This is a genomic window from Bordetella ansorpii (assembly GCF_900078705.1).
Classification (GTDB): domain Bacteria; phylum Pseudomonadota; class Gammaproteobacteria; order Burkholderiales; family Burkholderiaceae_B; genus Bordetella; species Bordetella ansorpii_A.
The window spans coordinates 44,025-64,379 of sequence record NZ_FKIF01000010.1; the positions used below are offsets into that span (position 1 = coordinate 44,025).

Genomic DNA, 20,355 nt, shown 5'->3' on the forward strand with positions numbered 1-20,355 from the left:
GGAGTACTTCCCATGACGACCCCTTTGATCTCGGTGACTGACCTGGCCGCGCGTATCGACGCCGGCGACGTCGAATCCGGCGCGCTGCGCGTCTTCGACGTGCGCCACGACCTGATGGACGCCACCGCCGGCCGCCGCGCCTTCGAGCCGGGCCACGTGCCCGGCGCGCGTTTCCTGGACCATGAAACCGAGCTGTGCGCGCCCAAGACCGGCGCCAACGGCCGTCATCCCTTGCCCGAACGCGACCGCTTCGCCGGCCTGATGGCCGCGCACGGCGTGCGGCCCGAGACGCTGGTGGTGGCGTACGACGCCAGCGGCGGCACGTTCGCCGCGCACCTGTGGTGGATGCTGCGCTGGATCGGACACGATCGGGTGGTGGTGCTGGATGGCGGCTGGCAGGCCTGGAACGCGGCCGGCCTGCCGGTGCAGGCGGGCCCCGCCGCGCCGCTGGCGCCGTTGCCGGATGCCAAGGCTGGCAAGCCACTGGCCGGTACCGTGGACGTACAGGCCGTGCTGGCCAATCTCGACAAACCCGATTTCTCGCTGATCGATGCGCGCGCGGCCAACCGCTATCGCGGCGAGACCGAGCCCATCGATCCGGTGGCCGGCCACATCCCGGGGGCTTTGAACCGTCCGAACAGCGAGAACCTGGAAGCCGACGGCCGCTTTAAGGCGCCGGCGCAACTGCGCGCCGAGTTCGACACGCTGCTGGCGGGCCGCGCGCCGGAATCCATCGTGCACCAATGTGGGTCGGGCATTTCCGCCTGCCACAATCTGCTGGCCATGGAGATGGCCGGGCTGGGCGGCTCGCGGCTGTATCCGGGTTCGTGGAGCGAATGGGTGGCCGATCCCAGCCGGCCGGTGGCCAAGGGCTGAGCCCGGCCCGATCCAGCGAGCCGCGCGGGTTCGGGCGCCGCCCGAGCGGGCATCGATGACCGGCGCGGCCTGCCGTGGCGGCGTCGTGCCGCCGTGCTACCGGTGAGCCACCGCCACGCGCGAGATGCCTTCCGCCACGCCCAGGAAATAATCCAGCGACCCCGTCGGCATGGCCGGCGATTTCGCCATGTCGTCCCAGCGGCGCAGCCGGATCGCGTCCGGCGCGCCGGGCAGGGCGGCGAAATCGGTGGCCTGCACGGCATCGAAGCTGCCGCCCTGCAGCGCCAGGCTGCGGCGCGAATCCTCCGACAGCAACTGCAGATACCCGGGTTCGACGAAACTGAGATAGCGCTTGGCCTCGACGTGCAGGCGGATCGGCTCCAGCACGCCGCTGCCGAACAGCCCGCGCAGGAATGGCAGCACGAAATATTGGTGCTTGTCGTCGATGCCGGCCAGGGTCGGGGTGTCGGGGTGATCCGCCAGCAAGTGGCCCAGGTCGTGCAGCAGACAGGCCGCCACCAATTCGGGCGTGGCGCCGTTCTGCTCGGCCAGCGTGGCCGTCTGCAGGGCGTGTGTCAGGTGGCTGACCGGCTCGCCGTCGTAGGCGCGGTGGCCGCGCTCGAGGAAAACCCTTTCGATGTCGCTCAGGCTCAGGGCCATGATCACTCCTTTCAGCCCGTGCTTCCCGTGGCGGCGGGAGCCATTTCCAGGAAGCGGGCGATCAACTGCGCGGGCTGCCGCTCGCGCAGGCAATAGAGATATTCGTGCATCAGGATTTCAGCGCCTGCCACGGCCAGCGTGGCCAACTCAGTATGCGCGGGAATCTCGCGGCTCGGAATCAGGCTGATCCCGAGGTTGACCAGGACGGCCTGCCGGATGGATTCGCGGCTGCCGATCTCCAGCACCCGCTTGGGGGCGACCCCCGCTTCCCGCAACGCCTGTTCGGTTAGTTGGCGGGTCATGGAGCCAGGTTCCCGTAACAGCAATGTATATTGCGCGACGTCCTGCAACCGGGCCTCTTTGCGGCCAGCCAGCGGATGGGTGCGGTGCACGACGATGCGCAGCGGATCGCTGGCAATCTGGCGGTGGTAAAGATGGGCGTCCTGCATCAGGTACGACGAGGTGGCGACTTCAATACGGTAGTCATGGAGCGCCTGCAACATGGACTGCGAATTGCCGATGGTCAGCACCAGATCCACGCCCGGATAGCGCTGGTTGTAGCGCTGCACGGTCTCCATGATGTAGAAAGGGCCGGTGGCGCCGATACGCAGCAGGCCCTCGCGCAGGTCGCTGGCGTCGCGCAGGCGGAATTCGATCTCGGTTTCCTGTTGCACCAGCTTTTCCACCTGCGGCATCAGCCGGCGGCCGGCCTCGGACAGGTGCAGGCCGCGCCCCTGGCGGTGGAACAGTTCCACGCCATAGCGCGACTCCAACTGGCGCAACTGGGCGGTAACGGTGGGTTGGCTGACGCCCAGCTGGGCGGCGGCCTTGGTGACGGTGCCGCAGCGCGCCACGGCATAGAAGGATTTCAGTTCAGCGACCAGCACGGCGCGCGAAGCCTTCGCAAAAAATCAAGGACCGGCCAGTTCACCAAAATTCCTTGATGTTTTCATTACTGCATTTTTGATATGTGTAATAAATGGTGCATGCGCGCCTCCGATACTGCTTGGGTACTTGTCCAGGCCCCAAGGAGACGTCATGGCACTTCCCGAGCAGGCGTTCCTTTCGGTGCGCAATCTCGTCAAGCATTTCGGCGCGCACCGCGCGCTGTCCGACGTATCGCTGGATATCCAGGCGGGTGAGCTGGTCTGCCTGCTGGGGCCGTCGGGCTGTGGCAAGACCACGCTGCTGCGCGCCATCGCCGGGCTGGAGCAGCAGGACAGCGGCGCCATCGTGCTCAGCGGGCGCGACATCTCGCAGGCGCCGCCGCAGGCGCGCGACTACGGCATCCTGTTCCAGTCCTATGCGCTGTTTCCCAACCTGACCGTCGCGCAGAACGTGGCCTATGGGCTGAGCGGCCGGCTGGGCCAGCGCGCGCGGGTCGCCGCCCGCGTCGAGGAGATGCTGGAAATGGTCGGCCTGGCCGGCATCGCCGGCAAGTATCCGGGCCAGATCTCGGGCGGCCAGCAGCAGCGCGTGGCGCTGGCGCGCGCCCTGGCGCCGTCGCCCTCCCTGCTGCTGCTGGACGAACCCATGTCGGCGCTGGACGCGCGCGTGCGGGATCACCTGCGCACCGAACTGCGCGCGCTGCAGCGCCGCCTGTCGATCACCACGCTGATGGTCACGCACGACCAGGAAGAGGCGATGGTGATGGCCGACCGCATCGCCGTCATGAACGCCGGCGTGATCGAGCAGGTGGGCTCGCCGCGCGACCTCTACCGCACGCCGGCCTCGGCCTTCATCGCCGATTTCGTGGGCGAGGCCAACTGGCTGCCCTACGAACGCGTCGAGGCGCATCGCGCCCGCGTGGGCCGCCACGTATTGGCCGTGGATCGGCCCCTGGCCGATGCCGCGGGCCGCCTGTTCCTGCGTCCGGAAGCCGTGCGCGTGACGGCGGCCAGGCCCGACGGCGCGCCCAATGCGCTGCTGGCCGAGGTGCTGGACGGGGTGTTCCTGGGCCGTGGCTATCGCATGTCCCTGCGGCCCGAGGGCATGCCGGGCACCACGCTGCAGTCCATCGTCTCCAGCGAAACCGGGGACGCCCTGCTGGACGCCCATGCCGCCGGCCGTTGCTGGGTGGAACTGCCGCAGGATGCGCTCCGTGCCTATGCTTGATTCCCACCCCGCCGCGCAGGTCACGCCCATGCCGCCCCTGATGGCGGGCGCCGCGCCGTCGGCGCCTGTTGTCCTGGCGCAGCAGGGCGGGGCCGTTCCCGCCCGCCGTCCGCTGCCGGCTTGGGCCTCGCGCCTGGGGGCGCCCGCCGGGCAGTCGGTCTACGCGCTGCTGCTGGCGCTGTTCCTGGCCCTGCCGCTGGTCGCCATCCTGCTGCGCGCCTTCGGCGGCGAAGCGGGCGCGGCCGTGATCGTGGACATCGTCGCCGACGCCGCCTTCCTGGGCATGGTCGGCCGCAGCCTGATGGTGGGCGCCACCACCGTGCTGCTGGTGGTGCCGTGCGCCTATGCCTTCGCCTACGGCCTGGCGCGCACCCGCATCCCGGGCAAGGGCATATTGCGGCTGGCCGCCTTGTTGCCGCTGCTCGCGCCGTCGTTGCTGCCGGGCATTGCCCTGATCTACCTGCTGGGCAACCAGGGCTTGCTGAAGGCGCTGGCGGGCGGACAGACCATCTATGGCTTCTGGGGCATCGTGGTGGGCGAGGCGTTCTACACCTTCCCGCATGCGCTGATGATCCTGCTGACGGGCCTGAGCCTGGCCGATGGCCGGCTGTACGACGCGGCGCGCGCCATGGGCGCGGGTCCGCTGCGCACCTTCTGGACGGTGACCCTGCCCGGCACGCGCTACGCCGTGTTCTCGGCCTGCTGCCTGGTATTCACGCTGACCGTCACCGACTTCGGCGTGCCCAAGGTGGTGGGCGGCGACTACAACGTGCTGGCCATGGAGGCCTACAAGGCGGTGGTGGGGCAGCAGAACTTCGCCAAGGGGGCGGCCATCGGCATCCTGCTGCTGGTGCCGGCCGCGCTGACCTTCCTGTGCGACCGCCACCTGCGCACGCGCGCCGGCGCCGCGCTCAGCGGCCGCGCCCAGCCTTATGCTCCCGGCCTCCACCGCGGCCGCGACGCGGGCTTCCTTGCGCTGCTGGCCGTGCTGGCGCTGGCCATCGTCGGCATTGTCGGCGTGGCGGTCTGGGCCTCGTTCGTGAAGATGTGGCCGTACAACCTGTCGCTGGGACTGCGCTCGTACGACTTCGACAACATGGACGGCGGAGGCTGGCTGGCCTGGCGCAACAGCGTCCAGATGGCGGGCTGGACGGCCGTGCTGGGCACCGCGCTGGTGTTCACGGGGGCGTGGCTGCTGGAGAAGCTGCCCGCGCGCCGCCGGCCGGCGCAGGCCCTGCGTGGCGCGACCCGCGCCCTGGCGCTGACGCCGATGGCCGTCCCCGGCCTGGTGCTGGGCCTGGGCTACATCTTTTTCTTCAACCATCCGGCCAATCCGCTGGCGCCGCTGTACGGCACGATGGCGCTGCTGGTGGCGTGCTCCGTCGTGCACTTCTACACCAGCGCGCACCTGACGGCGACCACCGCGCTGAACGCGCTGGATCCCGAATTCGAGGCGGCATCGGCGTCCCTGAAGGTGCCGGCGCCCGTCACCTTCCTGCGCGTCACCTTGCCGATGTGCCTGCCCGCGGTGATCGACACCGCCCGCTATCTCTTCCTCTCGGCCATGACCACCGTGTCGGCCGTGGTGTTTCTCTACAGCCCGCAAACCGTGCTGGCCTCGGTGGCCGTGCTGAACATGGACGACGCGGGTTTCATCGGACCGGCCGCGGCGATGTGCACGGTGATCATGGCCACGTCGGCCGTGGCCGCCCTGCTGCTGCACATGGCCAGCCGCGCGCTGGTGGCGCGCAGCCAGGCGTGGCGCCGTCCGGCTCTTTCCTGAAAGGCTTTTTGACATGATCCAAACGCAACTGCCCGTCCGCCTGGAGGCGGTGATCTTCGATTGGGCCGGCACCCTGGTGGACTTCGGTTCCTTCGCGCCCACGCGCGTGTTCGTCGACGCCTTCGCCGAGTTCGGCATGACCGTCACCCTGCGGCAGGCGCGCGGCCCGATGGGCATGGGCAAGTGGGACCACATCCGCACGCTGTGCAACGACCCGGGCATCGCCGGCCAGTACCGCGAACGCTTCGGCCGCATGCCCACCGATGACGACGTCACCGCCATCTACGAGCGTTTCCTGCCCATGCAGGTGGCCAAGGTGGCGCAGTATTCGGCGCCCATTCCCGGCGCGGCGGACGTGCTGCGCACGCTGCGCGCGCAGGGCCTGAAGCTGGGCTCGTGCTCGGGCTATCCGGATGTCGTCATGCGCCACGTGCGCGAGGGCGCCGAGCCCGCGGGCATCCGGCCCGACTGCGTGGTGGCCAGCGACGACGTGCCGCGCGCGCGGCCCGCGCCCGGCATGGCGCTGCGCAACGTCGTGCTGATGGGCCTGGCCGACGTGGCTGGCTGCGTGAAGGTCGACGACACCGCGCCCGGCATCGAGGAAGGCCGCCGCGCCGGCATGTGGACGGTGGGGCTGCTGCTGTCGGGCAATGCCGCCGGACTGTCCCTGGAGGAATACGAGGCGCTGGACGAGGCCGGCCGCCAGGCCGCGCGCGAGCGCGCCCGCGCCGAACTGGACACCGCCGCGCCGCATTACCTGATCGACACCATCAGGGACCTGCCCGACGTGCTGGCGCAGATCGCCGCACGCCTGGCGGCCGGCGACCGGCCGCAGCACTGCTGATTTTCGTACGGGGGCTGCCGTATGGCCGATGCCCCTGCGTGGCCTGCTCGCCACGCAGGGGCGGAAAGCCGATGGCGCGGCGGCCCGATCCTTCGCCACACCTACAACAACCCCCTCGCAGGAGTTACCCCATGAAGCGATACGCCCTTACCCTGGCCGCCCTGGCGCTGGCCGGCCTCAGCAGCGCCGCCGCCGCCGAGACGACGCTGACCGTCTACACCGCCCTGGAAGCCGACCAGATCAAGGCCTACCAGGCCGCCTTCGAGAAGGCCAACCCCGGCATCAAGATCCAGTGGGTGCGCGACTCCACCGGCATCGTCACGGCCAAGCTGCTGGCCGAGAAGAACAATCCCAAGGCCGACGTCGTCTGGGGCCTGGCCGGCACCTCGCTGGGCCTGATGGCCAAGGAGGGCATGCTGGAGCCCTATGCCCCCAAGGGCCTGGACCAGATCGACGCCAAGATGCGCGATGCCGCCGCCACGCCGTCGTGGGTCGGCATGGATGCCTTCGCCGCGGCCGTGTGCGTGAACACCATCGAAGCCAAGAAGCAGAACCTGCCCATGCCCACCTCGTGGCAGGACCTGACCAAGCCGGTGTACGCCGGCAAGATCGTCATGCCGAACCCGGCGTCGTCGGGCACGGGGTTCCTGGACGTCAGCGCCTGGCTGCAGATCTTCGGTGAAGACAAGGGCTGGGCCTTCATGGACGCCTTGCACAAGAACATCGGCAGCTACACGCACTCGGGTTCCAAGCCCTGCAACATGGCGGCCGCGGGCGAGTTTCCCATCGGCGTGTCGTTCGACTACCGCGCGGCCAAGCTGAAGGCCGACGGCGCGCCGATCGAGCCCGTGTTCCCGTCCGAAGGCCTGGGCTGGGAAGTCGAAGCCACCGCCATCATGAAGGGCACGAAGAACCTGGACGCCGCCAAGAAGCTGGCCGACTTCTCCGCCAGCCGCGAGGCCAACGAGTTGTACAAGGCCAACTTCGCCGTGCTGGCGATCCCGTCGGTGGCCACGTCGAACCCGAACCTGCCGAAGGACCTGGGCAACCGCATGATCAAGAACGACTTCGTGTGGGCCGCCACCAACCGCGACAAGATCCTGGCCGAGTGGACGAAGCGCTACGACGGCAAGTCCGAGCCCAAGAAAAAATGAAGACGTATGACGTAGTGGTGGTCGGTGCCGGCATCCTCGGCATCGCCCACGCCTGGGCCGCGGCGCGCCGCGGCCTGTCGGTGGCCGTGGTCGAGCGCAGCCGCCAGGCGCATGGCGCCACCGTGCGCAATTTCGGCCAGGTGCTGGTCACGGGCCAGGCGCCTGGCCTGATGGCCCGGCACGCCCGGCAGGCGCGCGAACTGTGGCTGCAACTGGCTGGCAAGGCCGGTTTCCACGTGCGCGCCAACGGCAGCCTGGTGGTGGCGCGCACGGCGCAGGAAGAGGACGTGCTGCAGGAGTTCATGGCCACGCGCCTGGACGCCGAAGGCTATCGCGCCGAGATGCTGACGGGCCGGGAGTTGGCCGGCCTGTTCGGCGGCCGCCTGGGTCACCACCGCGCCGCGCTGCGCGGTCTGGACGACCTGCAGGTCTATTCGCGCGAAGCGCTGCCCGCGATCACGGCCCACCTGGCCAACGACATGGGCGTGCATTTCGAAACCGCCACGCTGGCGCGCGCGGCGGCGGGCGGCGAGGTTCATACCTCGGCGGGCACGTTGCGCGCGCGGCACGTCTTCGTGTGCCCGGGCCACGACTACCTGACGCTGTATCCCGAGCTGTTCGCGCCGCTGCACCTGGAGGTCTCGCGCCTGCAGATGCTGCGCGTGCAGTTCGAGACGCACGCCTTCGGCCTGGACCGTCCGCTGCTGACGGGCCTGTCATGCGTGCACTACGGCGCCTGGTCGGACCTGCCGTCGGCGCAGGTGCTGCACGCGACGCTGCGGGAGCGGCATCCGGAGCTGCTGGACAACGGCATCCACCTGCTGATCAGCCCCACGCCGTACGGCGAACTGATCATCGGCGATTCGCACGCGTATGGCGTGGACGCGTCGCCGTTCAACGCGGAAGACATCGACAACATGATGCTGGACCTGGCCGAGCAGACCCTGGCCTGCCGGTTGAAGGTGGTCGAGCGCTGGCAAGGGGTGTATGGGGCGCATGGCCCGGCGCCATTCTCGGTGCTTCAAGCGGATGCGCAGACGACGGTGGCGGTGATGCACTCGGGGGTCGGCATGACGGTGGGACTGGCGATCGGCGAGAACGCGGTGGCCGCAGTGCTTGGTTGACGGTTTTCTGCCATCTTGTGATGCCCGAGGTGATTGGAATATCACGTTTGTGATGTCTCTGATTTTCTCGGGCGTTTCTGTTTTTTGATGCGGAGGTTTTTGGTGTTCTTGGACCGCCGCAGGCCGTCATGCGGGGCCGCGCCGGCCAAGTCGTCGGGCTTGGGCGCGCCATCAGGCCCTCGGTCTCGCTGCGCGAGACTGCCCCTCCTCCAATTGGCCGGCACGGCCCCGCATGACGGCCTGCGGCTGCAACATCGACAAGCCGTCGCGTCGTAATCATTGCCTGGTCGAGCAGCGATGTTTATCTGACGGACGTGCTTCGTCAATAGAGAAGGGCGATGCCGTTATTCGGCAGCCAGCCTTTCCTGTCCGAACTTGATCAGATTGCCATCGGGGTCGATGACGTACAGCTCGTCCATGCCCCAGGCCGTTTGCACCACGCTCCCAAGCTTGGGGAGCTTCGCGCTCAGTTCGCGATGCACGGCATGGATATCGGGAACGCGCAGATAGCAGGACGTGTTCTCGGCAATTTTCCTGTCGTCGCACGCCCAGAAATGCAGTTCGGTATCGCCGCGAACCGCGATGCCATACGAGTCATTTTCAAAGTGGCGCGTCTCGAAGCCAAGGATGGATTCGTAGAACGACAGCGTCCGCCTCATGTCCAGAGACGCCAGGACGGGAATGGCTTTGCCGAATGCGGTGCGGGTCATCATCGCTCCTGAAGTCATCATGGAGCGATAGTACTTTCCCGGCTTCCCCGATGCGCAAGCGAGGCGGATGAACCGCTCCCCAAATGGTGGGAGGAAGCCGCGCACAGCCTCGGTCCCAGCAAGCCTCTGATGCTGCCATCGACATTGCGCCGGACATGAAGAATGTTGAATCGGCCCCGCCCCTGCTGATGCAGTGAGTCCTTGGCCATGGGCCGTGCCCGTGACGGCCAATTGGAGGGAGGGGAGCCCCGCGTAGCGGGGCCGAGGGCGCCTGGTGGCGCGCCCGAGCCGACCGGCTTGGCCGGCGCGGGCACGGCCCATGGACAATGACGCCTCAAGAACGACACGACCTTTCAACAACCAAGATCACATCGCCGAAAAGAAAGAACCCTCAATCTTCCCGAATAGAGAAGCAGATCAAGCCCCTTCTTCCTCCCCCATCACCTTCCGATACCACTCGTGGAAGTGTTGCATGCCGTCTTCCATCGGCGACTGGTAAGGCCCCGCCTCGGTCGTGCCGCGCTCCATCAGCGCGCGGCGTCCCGCGTCCATGCGTTCCGCGATCTCGTCGTCCTCGATCGCCGTTTCCATGTACGCGGCCCGCTGCGCCTCGACGAACTCGCGCTCGAAAGCGACGATTTCCTCGGGGTAGTAGAACTCGACCACGTTGATGGTTTCCTGCGGGCTCTTGGGGTAGAGCGTCGACAGCACCAGCACGTGCGGATACAGCTCGATCATGTGGGTCGGGAAATACGTGACCCACACCGCGCCGAAATCGGGCGCGCGGCCCGCGCGGAAATCCAGCAGGCGGTCGTGCCATTGGCGATACACGTCCGAGCCCGGCTGCGCCAGCGCCTGGTGCACGCCCACGCGCTGCATGCTGTACTGCTCGGAGAACTCCCAGCTCAGGTCATCGCAGGTGACGAAGCGGCCCAGGCCCGGGTGGAAGGGGCCCACGTGATAATCCTCGAGGTACACCTCGATGAACGTCTTCCAGTTGTAGTTGCACTGGTGCACTTCAACGTGGTCGAGCACGTAGTCGCCGAAGTCGAACTCGGGCCGCGCGAACAGCGGCGCCAGGTCGGAGGCCGGGTCGCGCGGGCCTTCGAACAGCAGGCCATGGCAATCGCGCAGGCGAAAGCGCTGCAGGTTCATGCAGGGCGTGGCCTCGAACTGGGGCGCGCCCAGCAGTTCGCCGCGATCGTTGTAGGTCCAGCGGTGCAGCGGGCACACGATATTGCCGCCCGTGCCCTTCAGGCTGCCGTGCGTGTTCACGTTGCCGCTGACATTGCCAGCGGCGCCGCCAAGCATCAATGCCTGGCGGTGACGGCAGACATTTGAGATGAGTTCCACGCCTTGCTGGTTGCGAACCAGCGCGCGGCCTCCATTCTCCTGGACCAGGGTTCGATAGTCGCCCACTTCGGGCACGAGTTTCTCGTGACCGACATACAAGGCAGACTGCTTGAAGATGAGCTCTCGCTCGCGCGCCAAACGGGCTTCGTCAAAATAGGCATTGACGGGAAGCTGGGTGCGAGCTGGCACGACATGTGCCATCCGACCAACGTCGGTCATGATTCCCTCCGCTCGGATCAAAAAGCCAGGTCTCGCGACGCGGCGTAAGGGTCCCGGCCACGCAAGAATGGTTACGTGGGTGCCGTGGATAAGCGGGAGGAATCTTGGTAGATATGTCTCGCTTCGCCCGTGCCGTGCTGCTTACCTGGCGCGAAGAAAAATCGGACTGGCCGATACCAAACCGTAGATTGTACCCGAATCGGGGGGTATATGCCCGCACCTATTTTATGACAGTGTCATGAAACTTCAGGGATTTTTCAAACCAGCGACCGTGTCACCGCGTGTTTGCGCAGCAACCAGCTGATGGCCGCCGACAGCGCGAATACCCCCGCGGCGATCACCGGCAACTGCCAGGCCTGCGCGGCGCCGCCCGTGTACAACCCGGCGCGATGGGCCAGGTCCAGGAGCACGGGGTGGATCAGGTACACGCCGAAGGTCAGCGGCGCCAACCAGGGCAGGGCGGGGATGCGCGGCGAGTCCACGATCCACTGGAAGGCCGCCAGCGACATCAGGGGGACGGTCAGGCTGAAGTAATCGTAGAAATACAGGTTCAGCGAGCCCGTGCGGGACAGCACGTGCACGCCGGCGGCCGTGACCGCGATGCAGCCCAGCGCCAGCAGGCCAGGCCGGGGCAGGCGCAGCTCGCCATCGAAGATCATGCGGCCCGCCACGAAATAGCCCAGGTAGGGCAGGCACCAGGTCAGGAAGAAACCGCTGCTGATGTCCAGCGCCTGGCGGTACAGCGCGTCCAGCACCGCAACCCCCAGGATACCGACCACCCACAAGCGGCGGCCTTGCGCGCTGCTGCGCGCATACAGGATGCGGACCAGCGGCGCGAACAGGTACAGGCCCACGATCATGTACAGGTACCACAGGTGGTAATAAGGGGCGCCCTCGGCCACCTTGCGAGGCCAGAACGAGAAATCCAGCCGGCCGTCGTCCCACCAGTCCAGGGTGGTGCGCCAGGCCAGGTAGAACAGCGACCAGAACGCCAGCGGCGCCAGGATGCGCGCCACGCGGCGGCTGTAGAAGCCGCGGATGTCCTGGTTGCGGGCGGGATCGAGCAGCAGCGCGCCGCTGACCATCACGAACACCGGCACGCACCAGCGCGCCGCTGAGTCGTACAGGTTCGCGGCCAGCCAGGCGTTGCTGCCGTAGGTGGCCGCGTCGGACACGGTCTGCGCGGCGCTGTGCAGCAGCACGACGGCCAGCGCCGCCACCCAGCGGGCGGCGTCCAGTCTTGCGTAGCGGTCGGTGAGGTCGGACATGTGCTCGGGATCGCGGCTGCCGCGCGAACCGGACGCCGGTTCCCATGCGGGCCGGCTTCACCTTAGCAGCGCCCGTTGCGGGCCGGCTGTTTCGAGCTGTTAGCCGCCCGGGCCAAAGCCCGGACGGCCGGCGCGCCCCGCTCTGGGGGCGCATGGGGTGCACGGATTGTTACCGTGCCGGCGCCTACTGCACCTGGATGTTGGCCTGCTTGACCAGTTGGCCGACCACCGGCTGCTCGTTCTTGATCTGGGCAGTCAGCTCTTCGGCGGTCCCGTTGCGCGGATTGATGCCCATGTCCAGCATCTTCTTGCGCACGGTTTCGTCCTTCAGCGCGGCCTGGAGGGCCTGCTGCAGGCGCGCCACGGCGTCGGCCGGCGTGCCCTTGGGCGCGACGAAGCTGAACCAGGCCGTCATGTCGAACTTGGGATAGCCTTCCTCGGCCAGCGTGGCCAGGTTCGGCAGCGTGGGCAGTCGCGTCGGGCTGGAGATGCCGAACACGTTCACCTTGCCGGCGTCCGCCTGCGGCATGCCGGTGGCCACCATGTCGAAGAAGACGTCCACGTCGCCGCTGATCAGCGCGGGAAGCGCCTGCGTGGCGCCCTTGAACGGCACGTGCAGCATGTCGATGCCCGCCTGCTCCTTGAACAGTTCACCGGCCAGGTGGGACGAGGTGCCCGGGCCGAAGCTGGCCATGGTCAGCTTGCCCGGATTCTTCTTGGCGTAGGCCACCAGGTCCTGGGTGTTCTTGAACGGCGCCTTGGGGCTGGCCAGCAGCACCAGCGGGCCGATGCCCACCATGCCGATCGGTGCGAACCCGTCCGGGTCGTAGGGCAGCTCTTTGTACAGGAACCGGTTGGTGACCAGCGTCGAGTTGGTTGCCATCAGGATGGTGTAGCCGTCCGGATTGGCGCGCGAGACGTAGGCGGCGCCGATGTTGGTGCCGGCGCCGGCCTTGTTCTCCACGATCATCGACTGGTTCAGTTCCTTGCCCATGCGTTCGGCCAGGATGCGGGTCAGCACGTCGGTGGCCCCGCCCGCGGGAAACGGCGTCACCACCGAGATGGGGCGTTCCGGGTAGCCGGCGGCGGCGGCGGTGGCGGCGATGGCCGACGACAGCAGGGCGGCGGCAAGCAGTTTGAATCCGTTGCGAAGCATGTGAGTCCCTTGTATTGCGCGTGACGCTGATGTGGAATAAATTCCGTATTGTGGAATTTAATTTTGTCATTCGAAACAAACTATAAAAATCTTGCGGACGTCATGCAATCCTTTTTGAATGGGGAAAACCCCAACCCCGGGGCCAGCGGCCCGGCACGGCGCAAGCGGACCGGGGCAGCCGGGGACGCCCCGGCCCGTCCCGAATTCATCACCGCCCTGGCGCGCGGATTGGCCTTGCTCCGTTGTTTTCAGCCGAATACGCCCGCGCTGGGCAACCAGGATCTGGCACGGCTGACCGGGCTGCCCAAGGCCACGGTCAGCCGCCTGACGTACACGCTGACGGAACTGGGCTACCTGCGCTATCACGGCGACACGGGCAAGTATTCGCCCGGTTACGGTGTGCTCGCGCTGGGTTTTGGCCTGCTGGCCGGGCTGGAGGTGCGCGAATTGGCCAGAAGCGCGATGACGGCGCTGGCGCAGGCCACCGGCGGCGCCGTCGCGCTGGGGGCGTTGGATGGCGACGCCATGGTCTACCTGGAGGCGGTGCACGGGTCGTCCGCGCTGTACCTGCGGCTGCCCGTGGGCTATCGCGCCAGCCTCGATACCGCCATGGGCCGCGCCTGCCTGGCGGGTCTGCCGCGCGCACAATGCGATGCGCTGCTGGCCCGATTGGGCGGCGCGGCGCCCGCGGCGGACGTGATCGAACGCGCGGCCGACGAATTGCGGCAAGGCGGCTGTTGCTACGCCATCGGCGAGTGGCAAGAGGGCATCAACGCCGTGGCCGTGCCGTTCACCTCGATCACCGGCGAGGGCCGTTTCGTGCTCAGTTGCGGCGGCCCCGAGCACCTGTTGCCCGAAGCCGATTTGCGCGGGCGCGTCGCGGCGATGCTGCGCGCGGCGGTGGCGCAGTTGTCCGCCCCTGGCGCCGTGCGCTGAACCCCGCGGCGCCAGGCGCCGTGCGCGGGCCAATGCGTGGTCTGCGCGAGGCGGGCGGGCGTGGCCGCTTTCCGTGGGCCGCGATCCCGTACAATCCCGGGATTGCCCTCCCTATTTTTTTTGTTGCGCCCGGAGACCCGCTTGGCCCCGACGAAGCAAGCCGATCCTCAGACCCCGAACGACCGGCCCCTGCCGCAGGATTTCGAGACGGCGCTGGCCGAACTCGAATCGCTGGTGGCCGCCATGGAGGACGGCACCCTGCCGCTCGAACAATCCCTGGCTGCCTATCGCCGCGGCGTCGAACTGACGCGCGTGTGCCAGGAACGCCTGACGCAGGCCGAACAACAGGTCAAGGTGCTGGAAGGCGACCTGTTGCGCCCGCTGGACCCGGCCGCGCTCGACGACGAATGAACGCATGAAGCAGAATCAACTCGCCTTCGCGGACTGGCTGCAGGAATGCGCCGAGCACGTCGAACACGTGCTCGACGAGCTGCTGCCTGCGGCCGGCACCGCCCCGGCCCGCCTGCACGACGCCATGCGTTATGCCGTGCTGGGCGGCGGCAAGCGCGTGCGCGCGGCGCTGGTCTACGCGGCCGGCCATGCCTGCCCCATCAGCGGCAGCACGGTTGCCGTCGACGCTTCGCTGGACCGCGCCGCGGCCGCCGTCGAACTGATCCACGCCTACTCGCTGGTGCACGACGACCTGCCCTGCATGGACGACGACACGCTGCGCCGCGGCCGTCCCACCACGCACGTGCAGTTCGACGAGGCCACCGCCATGCTGGCCGGCGACGCCATGCAGCCGCTGGCCTTCGAACTGCTGGCCGAGATGCCCATCGCGCCGGCGCTGGGGCTGCAGGCCACCCGTGTGCTGGCCCGCGCGGCCGGCAGCCTGGGCATGGCGGGCGGCCAGGCCATCGATCTCGGCAGCGTGGGCCGCACCCTGTCCCGCGAAGAACTGCAAACCATGCACAGCATGAAGACGGGCGCCATGCTGGCGTGCAGCGTCTCGCTGGGCGGCATCGTGGCCGGCGCCAGCTCCAGCGTGCGCCAGGCGCTGGACGCCTATGCGCAGGCCGTCGGCCTGGCCTTCCAGGTGGTCGACGACGTGCTGGACGTCACCGCCGATTCGGCCAGCCTGGGCAAGACGCCCGGCAAGGACGCCGCCGACAACAAGCCTACCTACGTCTCGCTGCTGGGCCTCGCCGAGGCCCGCCGCTTCGCGCATGAACTGGGCGAAGCCGCCCATCGCGCGCTCGAGCCGCTGGGCGAGGGCGGAGCGCGGCTGGCGCAACTGGCCGACTTCATCGTTCTGCGCGACCGTTGACACAACGCGCGGCTGGTCCGCGCACCGGATATCCGACTCCCAGGTATGACCACAGATCTTTTGGACCGCATCGCTTCCCCCGCAGAACTCCGGCGCCTCGACCGCCGCGAACTCAAGCGCCTGGCCGACGAACTGCGTGGCTTCGTGCTCGATTCGGTCTCGCGCACGGGCGGCCATCTGTCTTCCAACCTGGGCACGGTGGAGCTGACGCTGGCGCTGCACTACGTGTTCGACACCCCGCACGACCGCATCGTCTGGGACGTCGGCCACCAGTCCTACCCGCACAAGATCCTGACCGGCCGCCGCGACGGCATGGCCCGGCTGCGCCAGCAGGACGGCATCTCGGGCTTTCCCAAGCGCAGCGAATCCGAATACGACGCCTTCGGCACCGCGCACTCGTCCACGTCCATCTCGGCCGCGCTGGGCATGGCCGTGGCCTCGCGCAATGCGGGCATCCCGCGCCAGCACATCGCCGTCATCGGCGACGGCGCCATGTCGGCGGGCATGGCGTTCGAGGCCATGAACAACGCGGGCGTCACGCCCGACGTCAACCTGCTGGTGGTGCTCAACGACAACGACATGTCGATCTCGCCGCCCGTGGGCGCGCTGAACCGCTACCTGGCGCGCCTGATGTCCGGCCGCTTCTACGCGACCGCGCGCAACGTCGGCCGCGCCGTGCTGCAGCACGTGCCGCCCATGCTCGAACTTGCGCGCCGCTTCGAAGAGCATGCCAAGGGCATGGTCACGCCGGCCACGATGTTCGAAGAGTTCGGCTTCAACTACGTCGGTCCCATCGACGGCCACGACCTGGACGCGCTGGTGCCCACGCTGCAGAACCTGCGCCAGTTGCAGGGCCTGCAGTTCCTGCACGTGGTCACGCGCAAGGGCCAGGGCTACAAGCTGGCCGAGGCCGATCCCGTGCTGTATCACGGCCCGGGCAAGTTCGACCCCGCGGTAGGCATCCAGAAGGCCAAGACGCCTTCCAGGAAGACCTTCACCCAGGTGTTCGGCCAGTGGCTGTGCGACACCGCCCAGCAGGATTCCCGCCTGGTCGGCATCACGCCCGCCATGCGCGAGGGCAGCGGCATGGTCGAGTTCGAACAGCGTTTCCCGCAACGCTACTTCGACGTGGGCATTGCCGAGCAGCACGCCGTCACCTTCGCCGCCGGCCTGGCTTGCGAAGCACAGAAGCCGGTGGTCGCCATCTACTCCACCTTCCTGCAGCGCGGCTACGACCAACTGATCCATGACGTGGCCCTGCAGAACCTGGACGTCACGTTCGCGCTGGACCGCGCCGGCCTGGTCGGCGCCGACGGCGCCACGCACGCCGGCAACTACGACATCGCCTATCTGCGCTGCGTCCCCAACATGGTGGTGGCCACGCCGTCCGACGAGAACGAGACCCGCCTGCTGCTGACCACCTGTTATCTCCATCCGGGGCCGGCCTCCGTGCGCTATCCGCGCGGTTCGGGCGTGGGCGCGCCCACCAGCGAAACGCTCGACGCCGTGCCGATGGGCAAGGGCGTGGTGCGCCGCGAAGGCAGGCGCATCGCCATCCTGGGCTTCGGCACGCTGGTGCCGGCCGCCCTGCAGGCCGCCGAGCGGCTGGACGCCACCGTCGCCGACATGCGTTTCGTCAAGCCCATCGACCGAGAGCTCATCCTCGACCTGGCCGCGCGCCACGACGCGCTGGTCACGGTGGAAGAGGCCGCCATCATGGGCGGCGCGGGCAGCGCCGTCACCGAGGCCCTGAACGAAGCCGGCGTCACCATTCCCGTGCTGCAGCTGGGCCTGCCCGACCTGTTCATCGATCATGGCGACCAGGCCGCGCTGCTGGCTGGCGTCGGGCTGGACGCCGCTGGCATCGAGGCCTCGATCCGCACCCGTTTCGGCGACGCGCAATCCTGAGGCCTTTCCAGGCCATCGTCTGGCGAGGCGCGGCGTTCTGCGGCCGCGCGCCCCGCCGCCGGATGGCCCCCAAGGGGCGCCTCGTCGGTCGCCGCGGCGCCAGCGCGTCCGTTGCGGCGCCACGCGCCTACCGCCAAAAGGGTTTTCCCCGACTCCAACCCGTATTTGGGTCATAATGACCCTCCAGTTTGTTTCCAGCGAGCGTGCCCGGGCGCGCCCTGAACAGGTAAGCGACATGAATTCCCCGATCGATCCCGCCGTGGTGATGCCCGATGTGCAAAGCTCCGCCGACACGCGGCACATCACCATCCAGCGCGTCGGTATCCGCGGCGTGCGCCACCCCATGCTCGTGCAGGCCGGCGACGGCAGCGCGCAGCCCACGGTCGGCACCTGGACCCTGACGGTGGCGCTGCCGCCCGAAGAGAAGGGCACGCACATGTCCCGCTTCGTGGCCCTGCTCGAAAAGCACCGCGTCATCCCCATGACGCCGGCCTCGTTCGCCGACATGGCGCGCGAGATGCTGCCCCTGCTGCAGGCCGAGCGCGGCGACATCTCCACCACGTTCCCGTATTTCATCAACAAGTCGGCTCCCGTATCCGGCGTGCAAAGCCTGCTGGACTACGAAGTCCAGTGGATCGCCCGCGCCGTCGGCCAGCAGGTCGAGTTCGAACTCGTGGTGCAGGTGCCGGTGACCAGCCTGTGCCCCTGTTCCAAGGCCATTTCCGAGTACGGCGCGCACAACCAGCGCTCGCACGTCACCGTGTCGGCCATCGTGGATGGCGAAATCGCCATGGACCAGATCATCCGCCTGGTCGAGGACGAGGCTTCCTGCGAACTGTGGGGCCTGCTTAAGCGTCCCGACGAGAAGTACGTCACCGAACGCGCCTACGACAACCCCAAGTTCGTCGAAGACCTGGTGCGCGACGTGGCCGCCCGCCTGCAGGCGCACCCCGGCATCGCGCGTTTCCGCGTCGAAGCCGAGAACTTCGAGTCCATCCACAACCACTCGGCTTACGCCGTGGTCGAGGGCTGAACCCCTCTGGCGAGAACCCGGGGGCGCCCCCCGCGTTCTTGCTTGCCGTTGCGGTTTGTCAACGCGCTTCTTGCGATAGCGTGACAATTCGGCGATAATCGAAAGCTTTCTTGCTCGACTGCCATGTTTCTTTGGCGGCGGGCTGCCCCTTGCGGGCGGGCGGACAGGGGTTTAGGCCTGTGTCCGGTGAAGCGCCTGGGTTGTTCAAGCAGCGTGTTGAAACAATGCTGGAACAACAACGGCGGCGCTGAACCCCGATGGGTAATGGGTCCCGTTTTCCGCAAGACATCCTCAAGGAGTCTTACCCTATGCGTCACTACGAAGTAGTGTTTATCGTCCATCCGGACCAAAGCGAGCAAGTGCCCGCCATGGTCGAGCGTTACCAGTCGCTGGTGACGGGCCAGGGTGGTTCCGTGCACCGCCTGGAAGACTGGGGCCGCCGTCAACTGGCGTACCCGATCCAGAAGCTGGTCAAGGCCCATTACGTCTGCATGAACATCGAGTGCGGCCAGGCTACCCTGGACGAACTCGAGCACTCGTTCCGCTACAACGACGCCGTGCTGCGCCACCTGGTCATCAAGACCAAGAAGGCGCCGGCCGCCGCTTCGATCATGATGAAGTCGGTCGAGCGCGAAGAAGCCCGCAAGGCTTCGGCTGAAGCGACCGCGGCCCAGGCCGCCGAGTAAGCAGGACGACCGGCCGAACCTCCGGCCGGCTCGCGGAGCGCAGCATGAACACGGTGGAGTTGGAAGTACGCGTTCTCGAACGCGAACCCATGCGCCATACGCCAGGCGGATTGCCGGCGGTCGAGTTCCTGTTCTCCCACGAGTCGGACGTCGTCGAGGCAGGTCACCCGCGCCGCGTCGCGCTCACCATTGCCGCAGTGGCATTGGGCGACCTGGCGATGTTGCTGGCAGAGGTCCCGCTGGGCACCGACCTTCACGTACAGGGCTTTCTGGCTCCGGTGCGCAAGGACTCGGTAAAGCTCAAGCTGCATTTGCAGCGCGCGAGACGAGTCGCTGGCAGCGCCGGGGTCGATCCTGCCGTGGCATGACGGCGCGGGCAGTTCGGACAATACAGATCAGGGCAGGCGAGAGGCCGACACGGCGCTCCCGGCCCAAGCAAACTAAAGGCATCAATCATGGCTTTCGGAAAACGCAAGGAAAAACGCAAATTCACCCAGCAGAACCCGCTGTTCAAGCGCCGCAAGTTCTGCCGCTTCACCGCTGCCGGCGTTGAAGAGATCGACTACAAGGATCTCGACACCCTGCGCGACTTCGTGCAAGAAAACGGCAAGATCATTCCGGCTCGCCTGACGGGCACCCGGGCGATCTATCAGCGCCAACTGGATACGGCCGTCAAGCGCGCCCGCTTCCTGGCTCTGCTGCCCTACACCGACAACCACAACTAATCCGGGGCGCTGACATGCAAGTTATCCTGCTCGAAAAAGTCGTCAACCTGGGCAACCTCGGCGAAGTCGTGCGCGTGCGCGACGGCTATGCCCGCAACTTCCTGATCCCGCAAAAGATGGCGCGCCGCGCCACCGACGCCGCGCTGAAGGAATTCGAAGCCCGCCGCGCCGAACTGGAAAAGGTCCAGGCCGAGAAGCTGGCCGCTGCCCAGGCCCTGGGCGAGCGCGTCAACGGCTACCAGCTGAAGATCAGCCAGAAGGCGGGTGTGGACGGCCGTCTGTTCGGCTCGGTCACCAACGCCGACATCGCCGAAGCCCTGCGCAAGTCCGGCTTCGAAGGCATCGAGAAGTCGCAGGTTCGCCTGATGAACGGTCACCTGAAGACCGTTGGCGAGTTCCCCCTGCAAGTGTCGCTGCACCCCGACGTGCTGGTCGACATCAACGTGCAAGTCGAAGGCGAAATGGCCTGAGCCATCCT

General features: G+C 67.6%; 21 protein-coding genes. 15 read left to right on the forward strand and 6 right to left on the reverse strand.

Annotated elements, in window-relative coordinates; translation table 11 throughout:
- The first annotated feature begins 12 nt into the window (after positions 1 to 12).
- Positions 13 to 876 (forward strand): sulfurtransferase, encoded by an 864-nt coding sequence (locus A6745_RS24705; RefSeq protein WP_066133347.1) that lies wholly within the window; start codon positions 13 to 15, stop codon positions 874 to 876.
- A gap of 96 nt (positions 877 to 972) precedes the next feature.
- On the opposite strand, the gene A6745_RS24710 is transcribed toward A6745_RS24705, so the two are convergent.
- Both A6745_RS24710 and A6745_RS24715 read right to left on the reverse strand, forming a co-directional pair.
- Positions 973 to 1,536: a phosphonate degradation HD-domain oxygenase gene (locus A6745_RS24710; protein WP_066133350.1), complete on the reverse strand. Its 564-nt coding sequence runs from the start codon at positions 1,534 to 1,536 to the stop codon at positions 973 to 975.
- Positions 1,537 to 1,547: 11 nt separating this feature from the next.
- Complete coding sequence (locus A6745_RS24715; protein WP_066133353.1) at positions 1,548 to 2,423, reverse strand: LysR family transcriptional regulator; 876 nt, start codon at positions 2,421 to 2,423, stop codon at positions 1,548 to 1,550.
- A 151-nt stretch (positions 2,424 to 2,574) separates the two neighbouring features.
- On the opposite strand from A6745_RS24715, the gene A6745_RS24720 reads away from it, so the two are divergent.
- The 5 genes from A6745_RS24720 to A6745_RS24740 all read left to right on the forward strand — a co-directional run bounded on the left by A6745_RS24720 (position 2,575) and on the right by A6745_RS24740 (position 8,556).
- Complete coding sequence (locus A6745_RS24720) at positions 2,575 to 3,651, forward strand: putative 2-aminoethylphosphonate ABC transporter ATP-binding protein (protein ID WP_066133356.1); 1,077 nt, start codon at positions 2,575 to 2,577, stop codon at positions 3,649 to 3,651.
- 40 nt (positions 3,652 to 3,691) lie between these two features.
- Positions 3,692 to 5,434, forward strand: a complete 1,743-nt coding sequence (locus A6745_RS24725) for a putative 2-aminoethylphosphonate ABC transporter permease subunit (RefSeq protein ID WP_156513576.1) — start codon at positions 3,692 to 3,694, stop codon at positions 5,432 to 5,434.
- Between the two features lie 13 nt (positions 5,435 to 5,447).
- Entirely contained in the window at positions 5,448 to 6,278 is an 831-nt protein-coding gene (phnX, locus tag A6745_RS24730; RefSeq protein ID WP_066133362.1) for a phosphonoacetaldehyde hydrolase, read from the forward strand.
- A 131-nt stretch (positions 6,279 to 6,409) separates the two neighbouring features.
- Positions 6,410 to 7,432: a putative 2-aminoethylphosphonate ABC transporter substrate-binding protein gene (locus A6745_RS24735; RefSeq protein ID WP_066133365.1), complete on the forward strand. Its 1,023-nt coding sequence runs from the start codon at positions 6,410 to 6,412 to the stop codon at positions 7,430 to 7,432.
- Positions 7,429 to 8,556 carry a TIGR03364 family FAD-dependent oxidoreductase gene (locus A6745_RS24740; RefSeq protein ID WP_066133368.1) on the forward strand — a complete coding sequence of 376 codons (1,128 nt, stop codon included), beginning with the start codon at positions 7,429 to 7,431 and terminating at the stop codon, positions 8,554 to 8,556. Before A6745_RS24735 ends, A6745_RS24740 begins: the two co-directional genes overlap by 4 nt.
- Positions 8,557 to 8,900: 344 nt before the next feature.
- On the opposite strand, the gene A6745_RS24745 is transcribed toward A6745_RS24740, so the two are convergent.
- The 4 genes from A6745_RS24745 to A6745_RS24760 all read right to left on the reverse strand — a co-directional run bounded on the left by A6745_RS24745 (position 8,901) and on the right by A6745_RS24760 (position 13,262).
- Positions 8,901 to 9,266 (reverse strand): bleomycin resistance protein, encoded by a 366-nt coding sequence (locus A6745_RS24745; protein WP_066133373.1) that lies wholly within the window; start codon positions 9,264 to 9,266, stop codon positions 8,901 to 8,903.
- A gap of 417 nt (positions 9,267 to 9,683) precedes the next feature.
- A complete protein-coding gene (locus A6745_RS24750; RefSeq protein WP_066133379.1) occupies positions 9,684 to 10,838 on the reverse strand; it encodes an aromatic ring-hydroxylating oxygenase subunit alpha in 1,155 nt (384 codons plus the stop codon).
- Between the two features lie 257 nt (positions 10,839 to 11,095).
- Complete coding sequence (locus A6745_RS24755; protein WP_066133380.1) at positions 11,096 to 12,106, reverse strand: acyltransferase; 1,011 nt, start codon at positions 12,104 to 12,106, stop codon at positions 11,096 to 11,098.
- A gap of 184 nt (positions 12,107 to 12,290) precedes the next feature.
- On the reverse strand, positions 12,291 to 13,262 hold the full coding sequence (locus A6745_RS24760) for a Bug family tripartite tricarboxylate transporter substrate binding protein (protein ID WP_066133385.1): 972 nt from the start codon (positions 13,260 to 13,262) through the stop codon (positions 12,291 to 12,293).
- Positions 13,263 to 13,364: 102 nt separating this feature from the next.
- Here A6745_RS24760 and A6745_RS24765 point away from each other — a divergent pair, with 102 nt between their 5' ends.
- The 9 genes from A6745_RS24765 to rplI all read left to right on the forward strand — a co-directional run bounded on the left by A6745_RS24765 (position 13,365) and on the right by rplI (position 20,347).
- The gene (locus A6745_RS24765; RefSeq protein ID WP_066133388.1) at positions 13,365 to 14,198 is read left to right on the forward strand and encodes an IclR family transcriptional regulator; all 834 of its coding nucleotides are present in this window, start codon (positions 13,365 to 13,367) and stop codon (positions 14,196 to 14,198) included.
- A 141-nt stretch (positions 14,199 to 14,339) separates the two neighbouring features.
- The gene (locus A6745_RS24770; protein ID WP_066133391.1) at positions 14,340 to 14,609 is read left to right on the forward strand and encodes an exodeoxyribonuclease VII small subunit; all 270 of its coding nucleotides are present in this window, start codon (positions 14,340 to 14,342) and stop codon (positions 14,607 to 14,609) included.
- 4 nt (positions 14,610 to 14,613) lie between these two features.
- Complete coding sequence (locus A6745_RS24775) at positions 14,614 to 15,525, forward strand: polyprenyl synthetase family protein (protein WP_066133394.1); 912 nt, start codon at positions 14,614 to 14,616, stop codon at positions 15,523 to 15,525.
- 45 nt (positions 15,526 to 15,570) lie between these two features.
- Positions 15,571 to 17,433, forward strand: coding sequence for a 1-deoxy-D-xylulose-5-phosphate synthase (dxs, locus tag A6745_RS24780; RefSeq protein WP_066133396.1), 1,863 nt, complete (start codon positions 15,571 to 15,573; stop codon positions 17,431 to 17,433).
- A 235-nt stretch (positions 17,434 to 17,668) separates the two neighbouring features.
- A complete protein-coding gene (folE2, locus tag A6745_RS24785; RefSeq protein ID WP_066133399.1) occupies positions 17,669 to 18,466 on the forward strand; it encodes a GTP cyclohydrolase FolE2 in 798 nt (265 codons plus the stop codon).
- Between the two features lie 308 nt (positions 18,467 to 18,774).
- Positions 18,775 to 19,152 (forward strand): 30S ribosomal protein S6, encoded by a 378-nt coding sequence (gene rpsF / locus A6745_RS24790; protein WP_066133401.1) that lies wholly within the window; start codon positions 18,775 to 18,777, stop codon positions 19,150 to 19,152.
- A 44-nt stretch (positions 19,153 to 19,196) separates the two neighbouring features.
- Positions 19,197 to 19,520, forward strand: a complete 324-nt coding sequence (priB, locus tag A6745_RS24795; RefSeq protein WP_066133402.1) for a primosomal replication protein N — start codon at positions 19,197 to 19,199, stop codon at positions 19,518 to 19,520.
- Positions 19,521 to 19,604: 84 nt separating this feature from the next.
- Positions 19,605 to 19,877, forward strand: coding sequence for a 30S ribosomal protein S18 (rpsR, locus tag A6745_RS24800; protein WP_156513536.1), 273 nt, complete (start codon positions 19,605 to 19,607; stop codon positions 19,875 to 19,877).
- Between the two features lie 14 nt (positions 19,878 to 19,891).
- Positions 19,892 to 20,347 carry a 50S ribosomal protein L9 gene (rplI, locus tag A6745_RS24805; RefSeq protein ID WP_066133408.1) on the forward strand — a complete coding sequence of 152 codons (456 nt, stop codon included), beginning with the start codon at positions 19,892 to 19,894 and terminating at the stop codon, positions 20,345 to 20,347.
- The last annotated feature ends 8 nt before the right edge of the window (positions 20,348 to 20,355 follow it).